Annotated in this window: 18 protein-coding genes; 8 read left to right on the top strand and 10 right to left on the bottom strand. The window is 63.0% G+C overall.

Going from position 1 to position 16601, the window contains the following annotated elements:
• Together KF827_RS11035 and KF827_RS11030 are read left to right on the top strand one after the other, a co-directional pair.
• The coding region (locus tag KF827_RS11035; RefSeq protein ID WP_367273139.1) for an MFS transporter at window positions 1-508 on the top strand (508 nt) is incomplete at its 5' end.
• Between the two features lie 14 nt (window positions 509-522).
• Window positions 523-1131, top strand: a complete 609-nt coding sequence (locus KF827_RS11030) for a pyridoxamine 5'-phosphate oxidase family protein (RefSeq protein ID WP_291004939.1) — start codon at window positions 523-525, stop codon at window positions 1129-1131.
• A 19-nt stretch (window positions 1132-1150) separates the two neighbouring features.
• On the opposite strand, the gene KF827_RS11025 is transcribed toward KF827_RS11030, so the two are convergent.
• Window positions 1151-1510, bottom strand: a complete 360-nt coding sequence (locus KF827_RS11025; RefSeq protein ID WP_291004936.1) for a DUF1428 domain-containing protein — start codon at window positions 1508-1510, stop codon at window positions 1151-1153.
• 22 nt (window positions 1511-1532) lie between these two features.
• On the bottom strand, window positions 1533-2360 hold the full coding sequence (locus KF827_RS11020; protein WP_291004932.1) for a DUF899 domain-containing protein: 828 nt from the start codon (window positions 2358-2360) through the stop codon (window positions 1533-1535).
• A gap of 49 nt (window positions 2361-2409) precedes the next feature.
• Between KF827_RS11020 and KF827_RS11015 the strand changes: the two genes are divergently transcribed.
• Together KF827_RS11015 and KF827_RS11010 are read left to right on the top strand one after the other, a co-directional pair.
• Window positions 2410-2859 (top strand): MarR family transcriptional regulator, encoded by a 450-nt coding sequence (locus KF827_RS11015; RefSeq protein ID WP_291004929.1) that lies wholly within the window; start codon window positions 2410-2412, stop codon window positions 2857-2859.
• A gap of 35 nt (window positions 2860-2894) precedes the next feature.
• Window positions 2895-3305, top strand: coding sequence for a VOC family protein (locus tag KF827_RS11010; RefSeq protein ID WP_291004926.1), 411 nt, complete (start codon window positions 2895-2897; stop codon window positions 3303-3305).
• A 9-nt stretch (window positions 3306-3314) separates the two neighbouring features.
• Here the strand turns inward: KF827_RS11010 and KF827_RS11005 are convergent, their stop codons facing one another.
• On the bottom strand, window positions 3315-4205 hold the full coding sequence (locus KF827_RS11005) for a hypothetical protein (RefSeq protein ID WP_291004923.1): 891 nt from the start codon (window positions 4203-4205) through the stop codon (window positions 3315-3317).
• A gap of 118 nt (window positions 4206-4323) precedes the next feature.
• On the opposite strand from KF827_RS11005, the gene KF827_RS11000 reads away from it, so the two are divergent.
• The 3 genes from KF827_RS11000 to KF827_RS10990 are packed head-to-tail and all read left to right on the top strand — an operon-like array spanning window position 4324 to window position 8527.
• Window positions 4324-6408, top strand: a complete 2085-nt coding sequence (locus tag KF827_RS11000; protein ID WP_291004920.1) for a 3-hydroxyacyl-CoA dehydrogenase NAD-binding domain-containing protein — start codon at window positions 4324-4326, stop codon at window positions 6406-6408.
• 48 nt (window positions 6409-6456) lie between these two features.
• Window positions 6457-8067, top strand: a complete 1611-nt coding sequence (locus KF827_RS10995; protein ID WP_291004917.1) for a peptide chain release factor 3 — start codon at window positions 6457-6459, stop codon at window positions 8065-8067.
• A gap of 55 nt (window positions 8068-8122) precedes the next feature.
• Window positions 8123-8527 carry a hypothetical protein gene (locus KF827_RS10990; RefSeq protein WP_291004913.1) on the top strand — a complete coding sequence of 135 codons (405 nt, stop codon included), beginning with the start codon at window positions 8123-8125 and terminating at the stop codon, window positions 8525-8527.
• Here the strand turns inward: KF827_RS10990 and KF827_RS10985 are convergent.
• From KF827_RS10985 to zwf, 7 genes are read right to left on the bottom strand one after another with little or no spacing between them, the layout of a single operon-like run.
• The gene (locus KF827_RS10985) at window positions 8524-8991 is read right to left on the bottom strand and encodes a hypothetical protein (RefSeq protein ID WP_291004911.1); all 468 of its coding nucleotides are present in this window, start codon (window positions 8989-8991) and stop codon (window positions 8524-8526) included. The genes KF827_RS10990 and KF827_RS10985 overlap by 4 nt on opposite strands.
• Window positions 8988-9776: an aldo/keto reductase gene (locus KF827_RS10980; protein WP_291004908.1), complete on the bottom strand. Its 789-nt coding sequence runs from the start codon at window positions 9774-9776 to the stop codon at window positions 8988-8990. Before KF827_RS10980 ends, KF827_RS10985 begins: the two co-directional genes overlap by 4 nt.
• Window positions 9767-10942, bottom strand: a complete 1176-nt coding sequence (locus tag KF827_RS10975) for an FAD-dependent oxidoreductase (RefSeq protein WP_291004905.1) — start codon at window positions 10940-10942, stop codon at window positions 9767-9769. The genes KF827_RS10980 and KF827_RS10975 overlap by 10 nt, the downstream gene beginning before the upstream one ends.
• A gap of 5 nt (window positions 10943-10947) precedes the next feature.
• Entirely contained in the window at window positions 10948-12426 is a 1479-nt protein-coding gene (rfaE1, locus tag KF827_RS10970; RefSeq protein WP_291004902.1) for a D-glycero-beta-D-manno-heptose-7-phosphate kinase, read from the bottom strand.
• 4 nt (window positions 12427-12430) lie between these two features.
• Window positions 12431-12958, bottom strand: coding sequence for an ActR/PrrA/RegA family redox response regulator transcription factor (locus KF827_RS10965; protein WP_291004899.1), 528 nt, complete (start codon window positions 12956-12958; stop codon window positions 12431-12433).
• Window positions 12955-14331 (bottom strand): ActS/PrrB/RegB family redox-sensitive histidine kinase, encoded by a 1377-nt coding sequence (locus KF827_RS10960; protein WP_291004894.1) that lies wholly within the window; start codon window positions 14329-14331, stop codon window positions 12955-12957. The genes KF827_RS10965 and KF827_RS10960 overlap by 4 nt, the downstream gene beginning before the upstream one ends.
• A 12-nt stretch (window positions 14332-14343) precedes the next feature.
• Window positions 14344-15819 carry a glucose-6-phosphate dehydrogenase gene (gene zwf, locus KF827_RS10955; protein WP_291004891.1) on the bottom strand — a complete coding sequence of 492 codons (1476 nt, stop codon included), beginning with the start codon at window positions 15817-15819 and terminating at the stop codon, window positions 14344-14346.
• A 15-nt stretch (window positions 15820-15834) separates the two neighbouring features.
• Here zwf and KF827_RS10950 point away from each other — a divergent pair, with 15 nt between their 5' ends.
• Window positions 15835-16542: a GcrA family cell cycle regulator gene (locus KF827_RS10950; protein WP_367273138.1), complete on the top strand. Its 708-nt coding sequence runs from the start codon at window positions 15835-15837 to the stop codon at window positions 16540-16542.
• Window positions 16543-16601 lie beyond the last annotated feature (59 nt).

The raw sequence follows: 16601 nt of genomic DNA, 5'->3' as shown, positions 1-16601 counted from the left end.
GGTTACTTATCTTGTCACCGAAATCGGCATGACCCTGGTCATAGCCGGAGGCGTGCTGGCTGTGGTGCAGATCTGCGGCGCGGTGGGCCGCATCAGCTGGGGCTGGGTCGCCGACCTGCTGCAATCGGGGCTGCGCGCGATGATACTCAATGGCGCCATTGCCATTCCCGCATCCTTTGCCGTGGCTGCCATCAGCAGCGACTGGCCAATCCTGGCGGTATGGCTGGCAGCAGGCTTGTTCGGTTTCTGCGCCGTGGGTTGGAATGGCGTATTCGTAGCGGTGATCGCCCGCCAAGCACCACCGGGCAGCATCGGGCATGCCACCAGCGGCGTGCTGTTCATCACCTTTGCCGGCGTGCTGGTTGGGCCGTCTGCGTTATCGCTGCTGCATGATCAGGCGCAGATCAGCTATGCTGCGGGCTATATGCTGATGGCCGGCGTTACGCTGCTGGGCATTATCTGCCTGATACTTGCCCGCCCCGGCGTATTGCGGCGTGCCCGCCCCTGAGAGGAAAAGCCATCATGGCCATCATCGAAAGCGAAACCGAATTGCGGCAATGCTATGATGAACCATCCGCCATAGTGCAGCAGAAAATCCAGAGCCGGCTGGACAAACACGCCCGCGCCTTCATCGCCCTGTCGCCTTTCGTGGCACTGGCCAGCCATGGGCCGAAAGGCAGCGATTGCTCGCCGCGCGGCGATGCACCGGGTTTTGTAGCGGTACTGGACGACAGTACGCTTTTGCTGCCGGACCGGCGCGGCAACAATCTGCTGGATACACTCAGCAACGTGGTGGCCGAGCCGGATGTGGGCCTGCTGTTTCTGGTGCCAGGCCTGAACGAAACCTTGCGGGTAAATGGCACGGCGGAGATCGTTACCGATCCGGCCATACTGGCGCCGCTCGCCGCGCAGGGAAAGCCGCCCAGTTCGGCCTTGCGGATCAGTGTGCGCGAAGTCTATTTCCAATGCGGCAAGGCGATGATCCGCTCGGATTTATGGAATCCAGAAAAGCGCGTGCCGCGCAGCGGCTTTCCCGGATTGGGCCGGGTTATCGCCGAGCAGATCGGCGGCATCGATCCCGATGCCGCCCAGGCAAATCTGGAAGACTCTTACCGCACGCGACTTTACTGACCGGCGCGATACGCCCAGATCAGAAAGAAACGAACGTCTTGAAGCCACCCATGCTCATGCGCTTCACATCGAAGGGCATGTTTTTCGGATCGCAACTTTTGGCGATACGCGGGTCTTTCATCACCTTGGCATTCACCTTGTCGCGTTGCGCGCGCGATTTGTAGAGAATATAGGAAAACACCACCACCTCGCCCGGCTTGGGCTTGGCCAGTTTTATGAAGCTGCGGCCAAACGGCACATTCAGGTCGTCGCCCACGCATTCACGATAATCCAACGCGCCATATTCTTTCCAAACCTTGCCGGCCACCCGAGACATCTTGGTATAAGCCGCCATGTTCTTTTTCGGCACCAGCAACACAAAACCATCCACATAGGTCATTCTTTACATTCCTCTTCCAGAGTTAATCGGCACAACAAGACATAGACTGCGGTTTATCGTCGTAGCGATCATGATGCCGCAGCCACCATTGCTCGCCTTTAGGCCAGCCGGGCGGTGAATCCTCCCAAGGCTCCTGCCGGCCATAGGGCGTGAGATCGAGCAGGTTATGAGTGTTCAGCAAACCATCCAGGGCGCGCGAGTAGGCCGAGTAGGTGTGATACACCGCATCGCCATCGCGCAGGAAAACGCTGATGCCGGGCAATTCACCCTTCTCGCCGGGTATGCGCTGCTCCGCCAGCAGATCGGCCACGGGGCGGAAATTCCATTCCGCATCGGGCCGCGCCGGATCCACCGTGGCATCGAAATCCATATTGAAATCGCTGCCATGAGAGGAATACCACGGCATGGTCCAACCCATACGGGCCTTGAACGGCGCGATCTTTACCAACGGCGCCAGCGAAATCATCACCAGCGTGGTGTCGCGCGCATGCAGATGGGATAGATGCGGCAGATTGTCGGCTATATGCGAACAACCGGGGCACCCCTCCTCCCATGGCGCACCGGACTTTCCTGGCGGCGGGCCATCGGCATCGAACATGAAATGATAGACGATCAGTTGGCGGCGCCCGGCAAACAGGTCGATCAGACTGAAGCGCCCTTCCGGCCCCTCGAAAACATAATCCTTGTCCACCCGCACCATCGGCAGGCGGCGACGCTGGGCATTCAGCGCATCGCGGGCACGGGTGATTTCCTTCTCGCGCTTCAGCAGATCAAGGCGCGCGGCGCGCCATTCATCGCGCGAAACGATTTCCGGCATAGCCGGATTTGCCATCGCCGGCATTTGTTTCATTGCCCACCTCCTGCCTTGACAAATAAGTTGATATCAACATAATTGTCTGATGTCAAACCTTTCGCCGGCCAAGCTGCCCTTCGATGTCACGCTCATGGTGCGTGATACCTGCCTGTGTCTGCATGTGCAGCGGGCGGCGCGGGCGCTGGCGCGACTGTTCGACGATGCGCTGCGTCCCTTCGGCCTCACCAACGGGCAATACTCCCTGCTGATGGCGCTCAATCGCCCCGATCCGCCCAGCATCGGCCAGGTGGCACCTTTCCTGGCGATGGATCGCACCACCCTCACAGCTTATTTGAAGCCGTTGGAGCGCCGTGGCCTGGTGGAAGTGCGGCCCGATCCAAAGGATCGCCGCAGCCGCCGCATGCGCCTCACCGATGCCGGCCATGCCGTATTGCTGGCCGCCGTGCCGGTCTGGAAATCCACCCACGCCGCGCTTGAGCGAGACATGGCCGGAGACCCCAACCGTCTGCGTGCCGATCTGATGTCGCTGGCATAAAAAACCCAGCGGCCACCAAAACCAGGGAGGGAATGATGAGTTTCAACGCCTATCTCGGCTTCAACGGCAATTGCGCCGAGGCTTTCCGCTATTACGAAAAACACTTGGGCGGCCGGATCGACGCGCTACTGCCCCACCGCGACACACCAGCCGCCGCACAAACGCCACCCGAATGGCAGGACAAGATCATCCATGCCAGCATGACCCTGAACGGCACCATACTGATGGGGGGCGATGCGCCGCCGCAGATGTATCAGCCGCCGGCAGGTTTCTCGGTCAACATCACCACTGCAACGCCGGAAGAAGCCGAACGCGTATTCGCCGCCTTGAGCGATGGCGGCAAAGTGAGCGTGCCGATTGCCGAAACCTTCTGGGCGCAGCGCTTCGGCATGGCAACCGATCGTTTCGGCGTGCCGTGGATGGTGAATTGCTTCAAACCGATGTGATTCGCCGCCTCAGCGCAGATCGCCCATCTTGAAATTCAGCGTCATGCGTTTGGGTTGATTGCCGAAATTCGGCGGCAATTGCAGTGGCTGGGCCAGATACATGCCGCGCAGGAAAGATTCCATCGCCACGCGCAGGTTGGCCCGGCTCGGCTGCTGCATCATCTGCCAGGTTTCGGCATCCACCATGCGCGACATATCGAATGGCAGGCTCTTGTCGAAGGGCGGCGCCATCATGCCATCGGGCATCACAACATAGGCGCCATAGATTTGGATGCGCTCGAATTGCGGTGCGTCCAGATCTATGAACATGTGATCCACGATCTGGCTCAGGAAAAAGTCACGCTCGCTCTGCACCATCTCCGGCGCGGTGCGCGCCGCTGCGGCGGCCTGCTCTCGCGTCATCGGCTGGCGCGCCGGGGCGGATGTGGCTGGCGACAGGCTGCGCGGCAATGGCTCTGCCTTGGGCTGTGGCTGTGGCTGGGCCTGGGCTTGTGGCTGGGCCTGCGCCTGGGGCCTGGGCTGCTGCCTTGGTTCCGGCTTTGGCACGGCTGATTGTTCGGCCACGCGGCCGCGCTGCAATTGCGGCACCTCCGGCGGCGGGGGCGGGGTTGGCGGCGTCTGCACTTCCGGCTGCGGCTGCGGCTGAGGCGGCGGTGGCGGGGGAGGCTGAACCGGAGCCGGCCTGGGTGGCTCGGCCTTGGGGGGCTCTGGAATCACCATGGTGATTTCAAGCGGCGCCGGTTCCGCCGGTTTCCGCCAGGTCATCCAGGGTTCTTCCAGCAACAACACAACCACCAGCGCATGCAGCAACAACGACAGCAGCAGACCGGCCAGAATCACCTTGCTGGTCCGCTCGTCGCCTAACCTGTCCTGCTGTGGTGCAATGATCGCTTGACGCATGGGAAAGAGGTAGAGGCCTGAACACTTTTCGCCAAGGGCCCGGCTTTATCCAAGCCCCCGGAGCGCGCTATAAATTGCCGCCTTTTCGGGAATCCATACAACGCTTGGGAGAGAAACCGTGACCGAGCCCGTTCTTTACTCCACGCAGGATGGCGTGGCTATCCTCACCATCAATAATCCGCCGGTGAACGCACTGGGCCAGGCCGTGCGCCAGGGCATTCTGGATGGCCTGAAGCGCGCCAACGAGGATTCTTCCGCCCAGGCCATCGTTATCGTAGGCGGCGGCCGCACCTTTATCGCCGGCGCGGATATCCGCGAATTCGGCAAGCCGCTCCAGGCACCCGACCTGAATTCCGTGCTGGCCGGCATCGAGGCTTCGGCCAAGCCGGTTGTGGCCGCGATCCACGGCACCGCCCTGGGTGGCGGCCTGGAAGTGGCCCTTACCTGCCATTGGCGCGTGGCTGTGCCCAGCGCCCAGGTGGGCCTGCCGGAAGTGAAGCTGGGCATTCTGCCCGGGGCCGGCGGCACCCAGCGTCTGCCCCGTCTGGTGGGTCCGCAGATGGCGCTGGAAATGATTACCAGCGGCAACCCGATCCCGGCCAAGAAGGCCCTGGAAGTCGGCGTGGTGGACCATGTGGCCGATGGCGAACCCACGGCCGTGGGCGTGGCCTATGCCGCCCAGGCCGTGGCCGAAAAGCGCCCCTTCACCCTGGTGAGCCAGCGCAACGAAAAGGTGACCGGCGTCGATCCGCAGCTCTTCGCTGAATTCCGCAAAGGCATGGAGAAGAAAGCCAAGGGCTTTTTCTCGCCCTGGCGCTGTGTGGATGCAGTGGAAGCCGCTTGCACGCTGCCCTTCCCTGATGGCGTTAAGCGCGAGCGCGAATTGTTCATGCAATGCATGGAAAGCCCGCAACGCGCCGCGCAGATTCATGCCTTCTTCGCCGAGCGCGAAGCCGGCAAGATCCCCGGCCTGCCTGCGGATGTGAAACCCAAGCAGATCAAATCGGCCGCCGTGCTGGGCGCCGGCACCATGGGCGGCGGCATCGCGATGAATTTCGCCAATGCCGGCATCCCGGTGAAGATTCTCGAAGTGTCGCAGGAAGCGCTCAGCCGCGGCCTGGGCGTGATCGAGAAGAATTACGCCACCAGCGTACAGCGCGGTTCGATGAAGCAGGAAGCCATGGACCGTGCGCTGAAGCTGATTTCCGGCACCCAGCGCTACGAGGATATCGGCGATGCCGATATCGTGGTGGAAGCGGTGTTCGAGGAAATGGGCGTGAAGAAGGAAGTCTTCGCCAAGCTCGATACCGTGATGAAGCAGGGCGCGGTGCTGGCCTCCAACACCTCGACGCTGGATATCGACGCCATTGCCAATGCCACCAAGCGGCCGCAGGATGTGATCGGCACGCATTTCTTCAGCCCGGCGAATGTGATGAAGCTGCTGGAGAATGTGCGCGGCAAGGCCGCCTCGCCCGAGACGATCGCCACGGTGATGCAGCTTGGCAAGACCCTGCGCAAGGTGCCGGTGCTGGCCGGCAATTGCGACGGCTTTATCGGCAACCGCATGCTGTTCCATTATCTGCGCGAAGCCGGCTTCCTGCTCGAGGAAGGCGCAACGCCGCAGCAGGTGGACAAGGCATTGGAGGATTTCGGCCTGGCCATGGGCCCGTTCCGCATGAGCGACCTGGCTGGCCTGGACGTAAGCTGGCGCATCCGCAAGGGCAAAGCGCATCTGCGGCCCAAGGACGAACGCTATTCCCCGGTGGCCGACCAGCTTTGCGAAATGGGCCGTTTCGGGCAGAAAACCGGCGCCGGTTTCTACAAATACGAAGGCCGCAATGCGGTTCCGGACCCGGTGGTGGACGATATCATCCTGGCTTCGGCCAAGGCACAGGGCATCCAGCGCCGCGCCATCACCGATGAGGAAATCGTGCAGCGTTGCATGTATCCGCTGGTCAACGAGGGCGCCAAGATCCTGGAGGAAGGCATCGCCATCCGCTCCAGCGATATCGACATCGTCTATCTTTTCGGCTATGGCTTCCCCGTTTACCGGGGCGGGCCGATGTTCTGGGCCGAGCAGATCGGGCTCGACAAGGTGCTCGCCACGATCCGGGAATTCGAAAAGCTGCACGGCAAGGCCTGGACCCCTGCCCCGCTTCTGGTGCGTAGCGCCGAAGCCGGCAAGGGTTGGCCCCGGGGATAATAGGCATCCCGGCCGCTTGCAGCCTGCCAGAGGTTAACAGCGGCCGTCATGTCCGAACTCCTTGCCACAGAAAAGCCGGGCGCCGACCCCATCGGCGCCCGACGCACATTCGCCATAATCGCGCATCCAGACGCCGGCAAAACCACGCTGACCGAAAAACTGCTGCTGTTCGGCGGTGCAATCCATCTGGCTGGCGCGGTGAAGGCACGCGGCGAAAACCGCCGTGCGCGGTCCGACTGGCTGAAGATCGAACAGCAGCGCGGTATCTCGGTTTCCACCTCGGTGATGAATTTCGAGTATGAAGGCTGGACCTTCAATCTGCTCGATACGCCCGGCCATGAAGATTTTTCCGAGGATACCTATCGCACGCTGACCGCCGTGGACAGCGCGGTAATGGTGCTCGATGCCGCAAAGGGTATCGAAAGCCAGACCCGAAAGCTGTTCGAGGTCTGTCGCCTGCGCGACATGCCCATCATCACTTTCGTGAACAAGATCGACCGCGAAAGCCGCGACCCTTTCGATCTGTTGGATGAAGTGGCATCCACTCTGGCCCTGGAATGCGTGCCGGCCAACTGGCCGGTGGGCATGGGCCATGATTTCCGTGGCTGCTACGACCTGTTCGGCAAACGCCTGCTGCTGGTGGGCAAGGACAACAAGAATCTCGAACCCGAAGTGGTGATTCTGGATAACGGCCTGGACGATCCGCGCGTGGCCGACTATATCCCCGAGGCGCAATTGGCCAAGCTGCGCGAGGATATCGAACTGATCCAGGGCGCCTGCCCGGCTTTCGATGTGGAAGCCTACCGCCAGGGCCATATGACCCCGGTCTATTTCGGCTCGGCGCTGAAGAATTTCGGCGTGGATGAATTGCTGAAAGGCCTGGGCCGCTTCGCGCCGCCGCCGCGCCCGCAGCCATCTTCCGCGCGCATGATCGATCCGCGTGAAAAGCCGGTTACCGGCTTCGTGTTCAAGGTCCAAGCCAATATGGACAAGAACCACCGCGACCGCGTGGCCTTCATGCGGCTTTGCTCCGGGCATTTCAAGCGCGGCATGAAACTGCGCCAGGTCCGCAGCGGCAAGCCGATAACGGTGAGCAATCCCACGCTGTTTTTCGCCCGCGACCGCTCGCTGGCCGAGGAAGCCTGGCCGGGCGATATCATCGGCATTCCCAATCACGGCACGCTGCGGGTGGGCGACACGCTCACCGAAACCGAAGACCTGCGTTTCACCGGCATCCCGAATTTCGCGCCGGAAATCCTGCGCCGCGTGCGGCTTTCCGATCCGATGAAGGCCAAGCATCTGCAGCGTGCGCTGGAAGATCTGGCCGAGGAAGGCGTGACACAGGTATTCCGCCCGCGCCTGGGTTCGGATTGGATCGTAGGTCTGGTCGGCCCGCTGCAGCTCGATGTGCTGGCCGCCCGGCTGGCCGAGGAATACAATCTCGAGGTCGGCTTCGAGACCGCGCCATACGAAACCGCCCGCTGGATGTCGGCCGACGATCCCCGCGATGTGGACCAGTTTGTGGAGCAAAACCGGGCAAATATCGCCGACGACCGCGATGGCGCACCGGTCTACCTGGCCCGCAATGCCTGGGAACTCTCCTATACCGAGAAAAAATCGGATAAGATCCGCTTCCATGCCACACGGGAACGCTCATAAGCCCCGCTTTGCCGGGCACCTCACCCGCCGAGCCTGCCTAACAGCAGCGGCGCTGTTGGTGTGCCTGCCTGCCTGGGCGCAGGAAGGCGGCGGTAAGAAAAAGGGCGGCGACCCCAACAAGCCGCCCGAACGGCCGCCGGTCAATTCGCCGCTGCTGCTGATCGAAGCCGTTACCGCCCCGGTGGCTGGGCCGCCGACACGCACCATCATCATGACCTTCACCATCGATTGCGGCAGCGTCGAAATGGCGCAGCAGGTGGATCCGATGATCGCCCGGGTTTATAACGCGGTGATCATGGAATTGAACCGCGAACCGCTGGGGCGCGATGGCCAGGTACAGGATAGCGACCTGGAAGCACTGAAGCGCCGTCTGCTGTTCCAGATCAACCGGGCGCTGAAAGGCCCCACCGTGGCCGGCGTGTATATCCGCAGCCTGCAGGAAGTGCCGCGGCGCGGTTAAGCCGTTTCATCCTCGTCGTCGTCGCGCGAAAACAGGATCGCCTTGGCGCGGATATCGTCCACGCTGGCCAGCAGATCGTCGATCTTGCCCTCCAGCAGTTCGGCGGCCTTACGGGCCAGCGCCAATTCCTCTTCCACCGCCTGCAGCATGGCCTGGCGAGCGGCGCCGATCACCGCGCCATTGGGCTGGGCGGGAAAGCTCACGCATTTATGGGCAAAGCGGCGCACGGCGGATGCGCTGGGCAAATGGCCCAGCAGCAATTTGGCCGGCAATGCCAGCACCTCCCAGCCCGCCACGCCATGATAGGCGCCGAAATCGCCCTTGCGATAGCCGCGTGCAAAACGGTTGCCCTCGCCGGGCAGCGGCAGATCGGCAGCCTCCCAACCGAAGGCGATGAATTCCTGTTCGGCAGCAGCCAGGCTTGCGGCCTGCGCTTCTTTGGATAAGCTGTCGTCTTCGCTCATCGCACATCTCCTGCCGTCAATCCCGCTGCTTGCGCATTCGCACGCAGATGGGCCGGGTTCAAACTGCCAACCACCGCTGCCGTCACGCCGGGCACGGCCAGCGCCTGGCGCAACGCGGTATCGGGATTTGCGGCATGACCGCTGGCCAAGGCTTTTTTAAGCAACACCGCCTTGCCACGCGCCGCCGCCGCCTCGATCGCCGGCAACTGATCCGTCTCTGTGCTATTATAGGTCAGCATCAGCAGGTCGGCGCAATCGGCGAATTGCAGATTGCCGGCCAAAGTCTTGCCGGAAAACCCGGTGGCACGGATCAGGCCCTCGGCCTTCAGCGCATCCAGGGCCTGCAATGCCGGCATGAAGCGCGCGCCGGCCTCGTCGATGCCATCGGAATGCAGCAGCACGGCATCCAGGTATTCCAGCCGCAATTTCTCCAACGATGCCACCACCGAAGCGCGTATGGCGGCGGCGGAAAAATCGAACCGCGAAATACCGTTCTCAAACCATTCGCCGGCCTTGCTCACAATCACCCAATCCTCGCGCGCCAAACCCAACTGCGACAGCAAATGGCCAAGCCGGGCTTCAGACAGGCCATAGGCCGGTGCCGTATCCAGCAGGTTGATGCCAAGCGCATGCGCGGTGCGCAGCAGATCGAGCACGGCATCATCGCCGGGCAGATCGAAATCTTGCGGATATTTCACGCCTTGGTTCCGGCCGATCTTCACCGTGCCAAGGCCAAGCCTGCTTACCAGCGGCCCATTGCGATAAAGCGGCAGCTTCAGCGCCATGTCACGCGCTCCCAGACCGGCTGGGCATAGGGGGCTTGCGGCCAGTTGCTGTAATCGGCCGGCAATGGCGAGACCTTGGCCGGCGGCAATTCCGCGATGATCGCATCGGCCAGCCGCGGCGCCAGCGCCAGCTTAGTGGGCCAGGCAACGAACACGTTGCCATGGCGGCGGAATACCGGGCCATCCGGCTTGGCGCCGGTTTCGGTGGCCCCTTCCGCACGATCCACCTGCCAGCCGGCATAGCGGCAGCGCGACAGGTCAAGGCCCGGCAGCAGATGGGCGAATTCCGCCTTGGCTGTGGCAATCAACGATGCCTCATCCTGCATCACGCCATTTTCGGCTATCTGTCCGCCGACATACCAGACGATCTCATCGCCCAGATGATGGCTGGTTACGGTGACGCGCGGCTTGTCGCTGCTATCGAAGCAATGGGCATGCAGCAGGCCGGGTGCATCGCGCATCAGCAACATATGCAAAGGCCGGGTCTGCGCCGCATCGGCCGGTTGACCAAGCTGCCGCAAGGCTTGCGCATTACCCGCACCCGCAGCAAACACGAATTGTTTCGCCTGCACAGCGCGGCCATCGCCGTAACGCAAAGCCACAACATTGCCGGCCGCATCGCGCTCCAGCGTGAAATCCCCCGGCACCTGTCGGATATGATCGCGCCATGGCTCTGCCAGCGCACGCAGCAAACTCGGCACATCCAGCACGATTTCATCCAGCCGATACACCGCCCCCACATGCTCGGCATCGCGCAACACGGATGGCCATTCAGCGGATTCCAATGCGTCCACCCGCCCGCGCAACATGCGGGCGCCGAAAAAACCGGCGATGCGGCTGGTCAGGCTTTTGCGCACCCAGAAAAGATGATGTTCGGCGGCAATCCGGCAACCGCGCAGATCGATGGCGCCCTTGCCCTGCAGGCAATCGCGCCACAGCCCGGGCATATCTGCCAGCGCCGCGCTGGCCTGGCCCAGCTTGAGATCGAGGGCGTATTTCAATCCGCCATGAATGATGCCTTGCGATGCGATGCTCTGGCCGCCGCCCAAAGCGCCGCTTTCAAACAGCATGGCGCTGCGGCCCTGCTTACAAAGAAGATTCAACAGCCAAAGCCCGGCCACACCGCCGCCGATGATGGCCACGTCCAGCGACGTATCGGCCGTCATGTCGCTCAGCTTTTCTGCTTTGCGATATCGTCGCCGGCTTTCAGCTTGGCGATGATATTGCTGGTATGCAGGCCCGGTATTTCCGCCGAAACCCGCACCTCGCCGCCATAACTGCGCACCAGATCGGCGCCCACCACGCCATCCAGGCCATAATCGCCGCCCTTGATCAGCAGGTCGGGGCGCAAAGCCTCCAGCAGCGGGATCGGGGTTTCATCGTCGAACACGATCACCATATCCACAAAAGCCAGGCTGGCCAGCAGGCGGGCGCGATGCACCTGGTCCTGCACCGGCCGGTTCGGCCCCTTGCTTTTGCGGATGCCGGCATCGGAATTGATCGCCACGATCAGCCGGTCGCACAGGCTGCGCGCCTCGCTCAGCAAGGTGAGATGCCCGGCATGCAGCAGATCGAAACCGCCATTGGTAAAACCGATCCGCTCGCCACGGCCGCGCCAGGTTGCCACCAGCGCCTTGGCACGCGGCAGATCGGCGATCTTGGCCTCGATGCCATGGGGATCGGGCATATGCAAAGCGGCGCGCAATTCCTCGGGCTGCACCGTGGCCGTGCCGACCTTGCCCACCACGATGCCAGCCGCCGCATTGGCAAGCTTTGCCGCCATGGGTAGGTCGTGCTTCACCGCCATGGCCAGAGCCAAGGTGGCAATCACCGTATCGCCGGCACCCGATACATCGAACACTTCGCGCGCCTCGGTGGCCAGATGCAGTGCCGAGCCATCGGCTCCGGCCAACGTCATGCCGCCGCCGCCGCGCGTGATCAACACATGGGCCACGCCACAGGACTCGATCAGCTTGTTTGCAGCAGCCAGTGCCTCGTCGTCGCTGCCGCAGGGCAGGCCGCTGGCCAAGGTGGCCTCCTTGCGGTTGGGCTTGAGCAAGGTGGCGCCGCGATAGCGGGTGAAATCGGTGCCCTTGGGATCCACCAGCACGGGCTTTCCGGCCTTGGCCGCAGCCGGTATCAACGCCGCCAGCAGCGCATCATTCACCACACCCTTGGCATAATCGGAAAGAATCACCGCATCTGCCTGATCCAGCGCTTCGAGCGCGGCATCAATCAGCGTGCCCTGCGCGTCCCGGCCCGGTGCGGCCACGCGTTCGCGATCCACGCGCAGCAATTGCTGCCGCCCGCCGATAAAGCGAATCTTCTCCGCCGTGGGCCGCTCGGGATCCACCACCAGCAGAGCCTCGATGCCGGGCACCTGCAAGGCATCGTTCAATTCCTGCGCCGCCGCGTCATCGCCCACCAGGGCCACCAGCACGCAACGTGCGCCAAGCGCTGCGATATTGCGCGCCACATTGCCGGCGCCGCCGGCCATCACGATATCGCGCGCGGCCCGCATCACCGGAATCGGCGCTTCCGGCGAGATGCGGTCCACATCGCCATAGACAAAGCGATCCAGCATGGCGTCGCCCACCACCAGGATACGGGCGGCTTTCAGGCCATCGGGATCGGGCGGGGTGTGGGTCATACGCCTATTGCGGCGAGCGCTTGGCCAGGATGCGTTGCAGGGTGCGGCGATGCATCTTCAAACGCCGCGCGGTTTCCGACACATTGCGGTCGCAAAGCTCGAACACCCGCTGGATATGCTCCCAACGCACCCGCTCGGCCGACATCGGCTCCTCGGGCGGCGCCGGATGCGCGGCATTGCCGGCGCGCAGCGCACGATCCACATCATCTGCATCGGCGGGTTTGGGCAGGTAATCCACCGCCCCCGCCTTCACGGCAGCCACGGCAGTGGCGATATTGCCATAGCCGGTCAGCATCACCACGCGGGCATCCTGGCGCACGGCACGAATCGCACTCACCACATCCAGGCCATTGCCATCGGTCAGTTTAAGATCAACCACCGCATAGGCGGGCGGGCGGCTGCGGGCGAGCTGGATGCCAACAGCCACCGATTCGGCGGTCTGCACGGCATAGCCACGCTTTTCCATCGCCCTAGCCAGGCGCTGGCGCAGCGGTTCGTCGTCATCGACGATCAACAGGCTCATATCGCTCATGGCGGCAATGTACCCGAGGCGTCGGGCGACGCAACCCCCATAACCGCCTTGGCCCAGGCTTTCGCCAGTTGTTGGCGCGGCCATGTGACGCGCACCTGGGCGCCGCCGCCGCGCCGATTGGAGAATCCCACACTGGCGCCGCTGCGCCGCAACAGATTCATCGAAATGAAAACACCCAGGCCCATGCCGCCGGCTTCCGGCCGGCTGGTGGTGTATGGCTCGCCCAGGGCGGAGAGAATATCCACATTCATGCCCGGGCCATCATCGAGGATATCCACCCGAATCCGCTCGGCATCCCAATCCACTTCCGCCACCACCTCGCTGCGAGCGAATTCCATGGCATTCTGAAACAGATTGCTCAGGCCCTGCACGATCTCGGGCCGGCGCGGCAAGTTGGGCGCCTCGCCGCTGCCTTTCAACTGCACGCTGAAGGTTACACCCTGCCGGCGCCAGGGATCGGCAGCCATGGTGAGCAGATTGGCGATGCCCAGATCGGCAAAAGCCTCGCCATCGCCCTGCTCTTCCGGCCGGCGCGAAATACGCGCCAATATTTCACGGCAGCGCTGGGCCTGGCTGAGCAGCAGGCCGATATCCTCCGCCAGCGGATCGTCTGGCTCGATCTCGCGGCTGAGTTCCTTGGCCACAACGGCAATGGTGCCAAGCGGACTGCCGAGCTCATGCGCCGCCGCAGCCGCCAGACCGCCCAGCGCCGACACCTGCTGTTCGCGCGCCAAGGCCATCTGGGTTGCGGTTAGCGCATCCGACATGCGGCGGGCTTCCTCGGCCACCTGCCAGGCATAGGCAGCGATGAACAGCATGCCCAGCACCAGCGCCACGAAGGCACCCATCTTGTAGGTGAAGGGCAGCGCAAGCCCGCCCTGGTCCCAAGGCAACGGCAGATGCCACAGTGCCAGCACGCCGATCAGCACAAAGGCCTGCAGGCCCAACAGCACGGTGGATCGCAAGCTGAGAATGGTGGCCGAGATGGTTACCGGCACCAGGATCAGCAGCGCAAAGGGATTCTCCACGCCGCCGGTGAGATAGAGTAGCGCGGCAAGCTGCGCCAGATCGAAGCCGAGATAGCCGGCGGCGCCACGTTCGCTGAGCCGCTTGGCGCTCGGATAGATAAGGAAAAGTGCAATATTCAGCGCCGCCGATACGCCCACCACCAGCAGGCAGGACAGCAACGGCAAGCGGAAACCGATGCCGAAATGCACGAACAACAGCGCCAGCAACTGGCCCACGATGGCAATCCAGCGCAGCACCACCAGGGTTTGTAGGCGCACCCGGCCGGCGGAATCCTCTTCGGTTTCACGATCAAGCGTGAAGCGGTTGACCAGGGTTTTCACGAAATCCGGCGCCAGGCTGCTCATCGCCCAGCCTTTTCAGCGCATGTCTTCATGCCAGGTGCGGCCATCGCGCTCGATCAGCCCGATGGCTGCCGATGGGCCCCAGGAACCGGCGGTGTAGTGTTTGGGTGCATCGCCCTGGGCATCCCAGCCGGCCAGGATAGGCTCCACCCAATGCCAGGCGGCCTCTACCTCGTCGCGGCGCATGAACAGCATGGGATTGCCGCGCACCACATCCATCAGCAGCCGTTCATAAGCATCGGGTTGGCGATCCTGGAATGTCTCGGCGAAGCTGAGGTTCAACGGCGCCTGGCGCAGACGCAGGCCGCCCGGGCCCGGCACCTTGGCCATCATATGCAGCGAGATGCCCTCATCGGGTTGCAACCGTATCACCAGCCGGTTGGCCACCACATCGCGGCTGGCACCGGGGAAAATCAGATGCGGCACCGGGCGGAACTGGATCACGATTTCCGAGCGCCGCTGCGGTAGCCGCTTGCCGGTGCGCAGATAGAACGGCACGCCGGCCCAGCGCCAATTCTCGATCTCGGCCTTCACCACCACAAAGGTTTCGGTGCTGGTTTCGGGCCGCTCCACTTCCTCGGCATAACCGGGTACGGCGCCACCATTCACCGCGCCGGCAGAATACTGGCCACGCACGGTCTTTATCGCCACATCGCGCTCGCCGATGCGATGCAGCGCCTGCAGCACCTTCAGCTTTTCATCGCGCACCGCATCGGCCTCGAAAGCCACCGGAGGTTCCATGGCCACAAGGCAAAGCAGCTGCAGCAGATGATTCTGCACCATGTCGCGCAGCGCACCCGACTGGTCGTAATACCCGCCGCGCTTTTCCACGCCGATATTTTCGGCCACGGTCATCTGCACATGGTCGATCACGCCGCGATGCCAGATCGGCTCGAACAGCGAATTGGCAAAGCGCAGCGCCATAAGGTTCTGCACCGTCTCCTTGCCGAGATAATGGTCGATGCGGAAAACCTGTTCTTCCGGGAAGACCGCGCCCACCGCGTCGTTGATCGCCTTGGCGGAGGCCGAATCCTTGCCGATGGGCTTTTCCAGCACAACGCGTGCACAGGGCAGGTTCAGTCCGGCCGCGCCGAGCTGGCGGCAGATCGGGCCGAAGAAACGCGGCGCCACCGCCAGGTAATAAACGGTCACCTGCCCACAATCGAGCCGCAGCCATTTCGCCAACTTGGCGTAATCCTCAGGCTGCTCAACATCCAGGGCGAGATATTCCAGCCGCGCCTCGAAACGCGCCCAGACATCCTTATCGAAAGCGCCAGCCGGCAAATGGCGGTCCAGCGCCTGGGCGGCCAGGGCGCGGAATTCGGCCTGGGGCAGCGGCTGGCGGGCCGCGCCCAGAATGCGGGCATCGGGCTCCAGTTGCCCGGCGGCATCGCGCAGAAACAGGGCCGGCAACAGCTTGCGTAGCGACAGGTCGCCGGTTGCGCCGAACACCACGATATCGAAGGAGAAGGAACCGCCTGGATTAGCCATAACCGGCAGCCTGTCATGCCCATGCGGCGGCTGCAATGGGTCGAATCCACCTCGACTCTATCGCGAATCCACAGCGACTCGGAGGCGACTCGGGAGAATCTTGTGGATAAGGCCTTAAGCCGGATTGACCATTCGGCCCCGGCAATGCTTACTTCATCTTGGGTCTGGGTCGTGAGACGGGGGCTAGATATGGTGTGGACTGACGAAAAGATTAAGATGCTCGAGCAGCTCTGGGAAACCGGGCAGTCGATTACGCAGATCGGCAAAGCGCTGGGCATGACGCGTAACGCCGTGGTGGGCAAGGCCCACCGCATCGGCCTGGCCAAGCGGGCCTCGCCGATTGTGCGCAGCGACAAACCGGCGGCGCCGAAACCGGCTCCCGTGGTACATCATCACGCTCAGCATCATGCGCCGCGTCCGGCAGCCGTGAGCGTGAATTCGGGGGCCTCCGCCCCTGCCGCCCGCGAGCCCTCGGCCAGCCACACCCCGGCGCCCGAAAAGCCCACGCAACAGCTTTCCGCCGCCATGCTGGCCGCCCTCACCCCCACCAGCGGTCCGCGCTGCAAATGGCCGATCGGCGACCCGAAAAGCTCGGAATTCGACTTCTGCACCAAGGTGGCGCTGCCCGGCAAACCCTATTGCGCCGAACATTGCGCCCAGGCCTACACCAACTGGAATCCTGAAAGTGCCGTGGAAGCCGTGAAGGCCGCCAACGCCGCCTGATTTTCAGCCATATTTTCTGCAAAAAGCCCCGCCGGAGCGTCCTTTAAGCGAGCCGGGGG

Source organism: Ferrovibrio sp. (assembly GCF_019636075.1).
Classification (GTDB): Bacteria; Pseudomonadota; Alphaproteobacteria; order Ferrovibrionales; family Ferrovibrionaceae; genus Ferrovibrio.
Note: the sequence above shows the minus strand (reverse complement) of the source record. Positions and strands in the feature narration are given on the sequence as shown.

Bases quoted from the DNA above. Each gene is read 5' to 3' on its own strand.
- KF827_RS10995 (WP_291004917.1), top strand. From the start codon at position 6,457: ATGTCCGAACTCCTTGCCACAGAAAAGCCGGGCGCCGACCCCATCGGC.
- KF827_RS11030 (WP_291004939.1), top strand. From the start codon at position 523: ATGGCCATCATCGAAAGCGAAACCGAATTGCGGCAATGCTATGATGAA.
- rfaE1 (WP_291004902.1), bottom strand. From the start codon at position 12,426: ATGACCCACACCCCGCCCGATCCCGATGGCCTGAAAGCCGCCCGTATC.
- KF827_RS10965 (WP_291004899.1), bottom strand. From the start codon at position 12,958: ATGAGCGATATGAGCCTGTTGATCGTCGATGACGACGAACCGCTGCGC.
- KF827_RS11010 (WP_291004926.1), top strand. From the start codon at position 2,895: ATGAGTTTCAACGCCTATCTCGGCTTCAACGGCAATTGCGCCGAGGCT.
- KF827_RS10975 (WP_291004905.1), bottom strand. From the start codon at position 10,942: ATGACGGCCGATACGTCGCTGGACGTGGCCATCATCGGCGGCGGTGTG.
- KF827_RS11025 (WP_291004936.1), bottom strand. From the start codon at position 1,510: ATGACCTATGTGGATGGTTTTGTGTTGCTGGTGCCGAAAAAGAACATG.
- KF827_RS11015 (WP_291004929.1), top strand. From the start codon at position 2,410: ATGTCAAACCTTTCGCCGGCCAAGCTGCCCTTCGATGTCACGCTCATG.
- KF827_RS10950 (WP_367273138.1), top strand. From the start codon at position 15,835: ATGCCCATGCGGCGGCTGCAATGGGTCGAATCCACCTCGACTCTATCG.
- KF827_RS10960 (WP_291004894.1), bottom strand. From the start codon at position 14,331: ATGAGCAGCCTGGCGCCGGATTTCGTGAAAACCCTGGTCAACCGCTTC.
- KF827_RS10985 (WP_291004911.1), bottom strand. From the start codon at position 8,991: ATGAGCGAAGACGACAGCTTATCCAAAGAAGCGCAGGCCGCAAGCCTG.
- zwf (WP_291004891.1), bottom strand. From the start codon at position 15,819: ATGGCTAATCCAGGCGGTTCCTTCTCCTTCGATATCGTGGTGTTCGGC.
- KF827_RS11020 (WP_291004932.1), bottom strand. From the start codon at position 2,360: ATGAAACAAATGCCGGCGATGGCAAATCCGGCTATGCCGGAAATCGTT.
- KF827_RS10980 (WP_291004908.1), bottom strand. From the start codon at position 9,776: ATGGCGCTGAAGCTGCCGCTTTATCGCAATGGGCCGCTGGTAAGCAGG.
- KF827_RS11005 (WP_291004923.1), bottom strand. From the start codon at position 4,205: ATGCGTCAAGCGATCATTGCACCACAGCAGGACAGGTTAGGCGACGAG.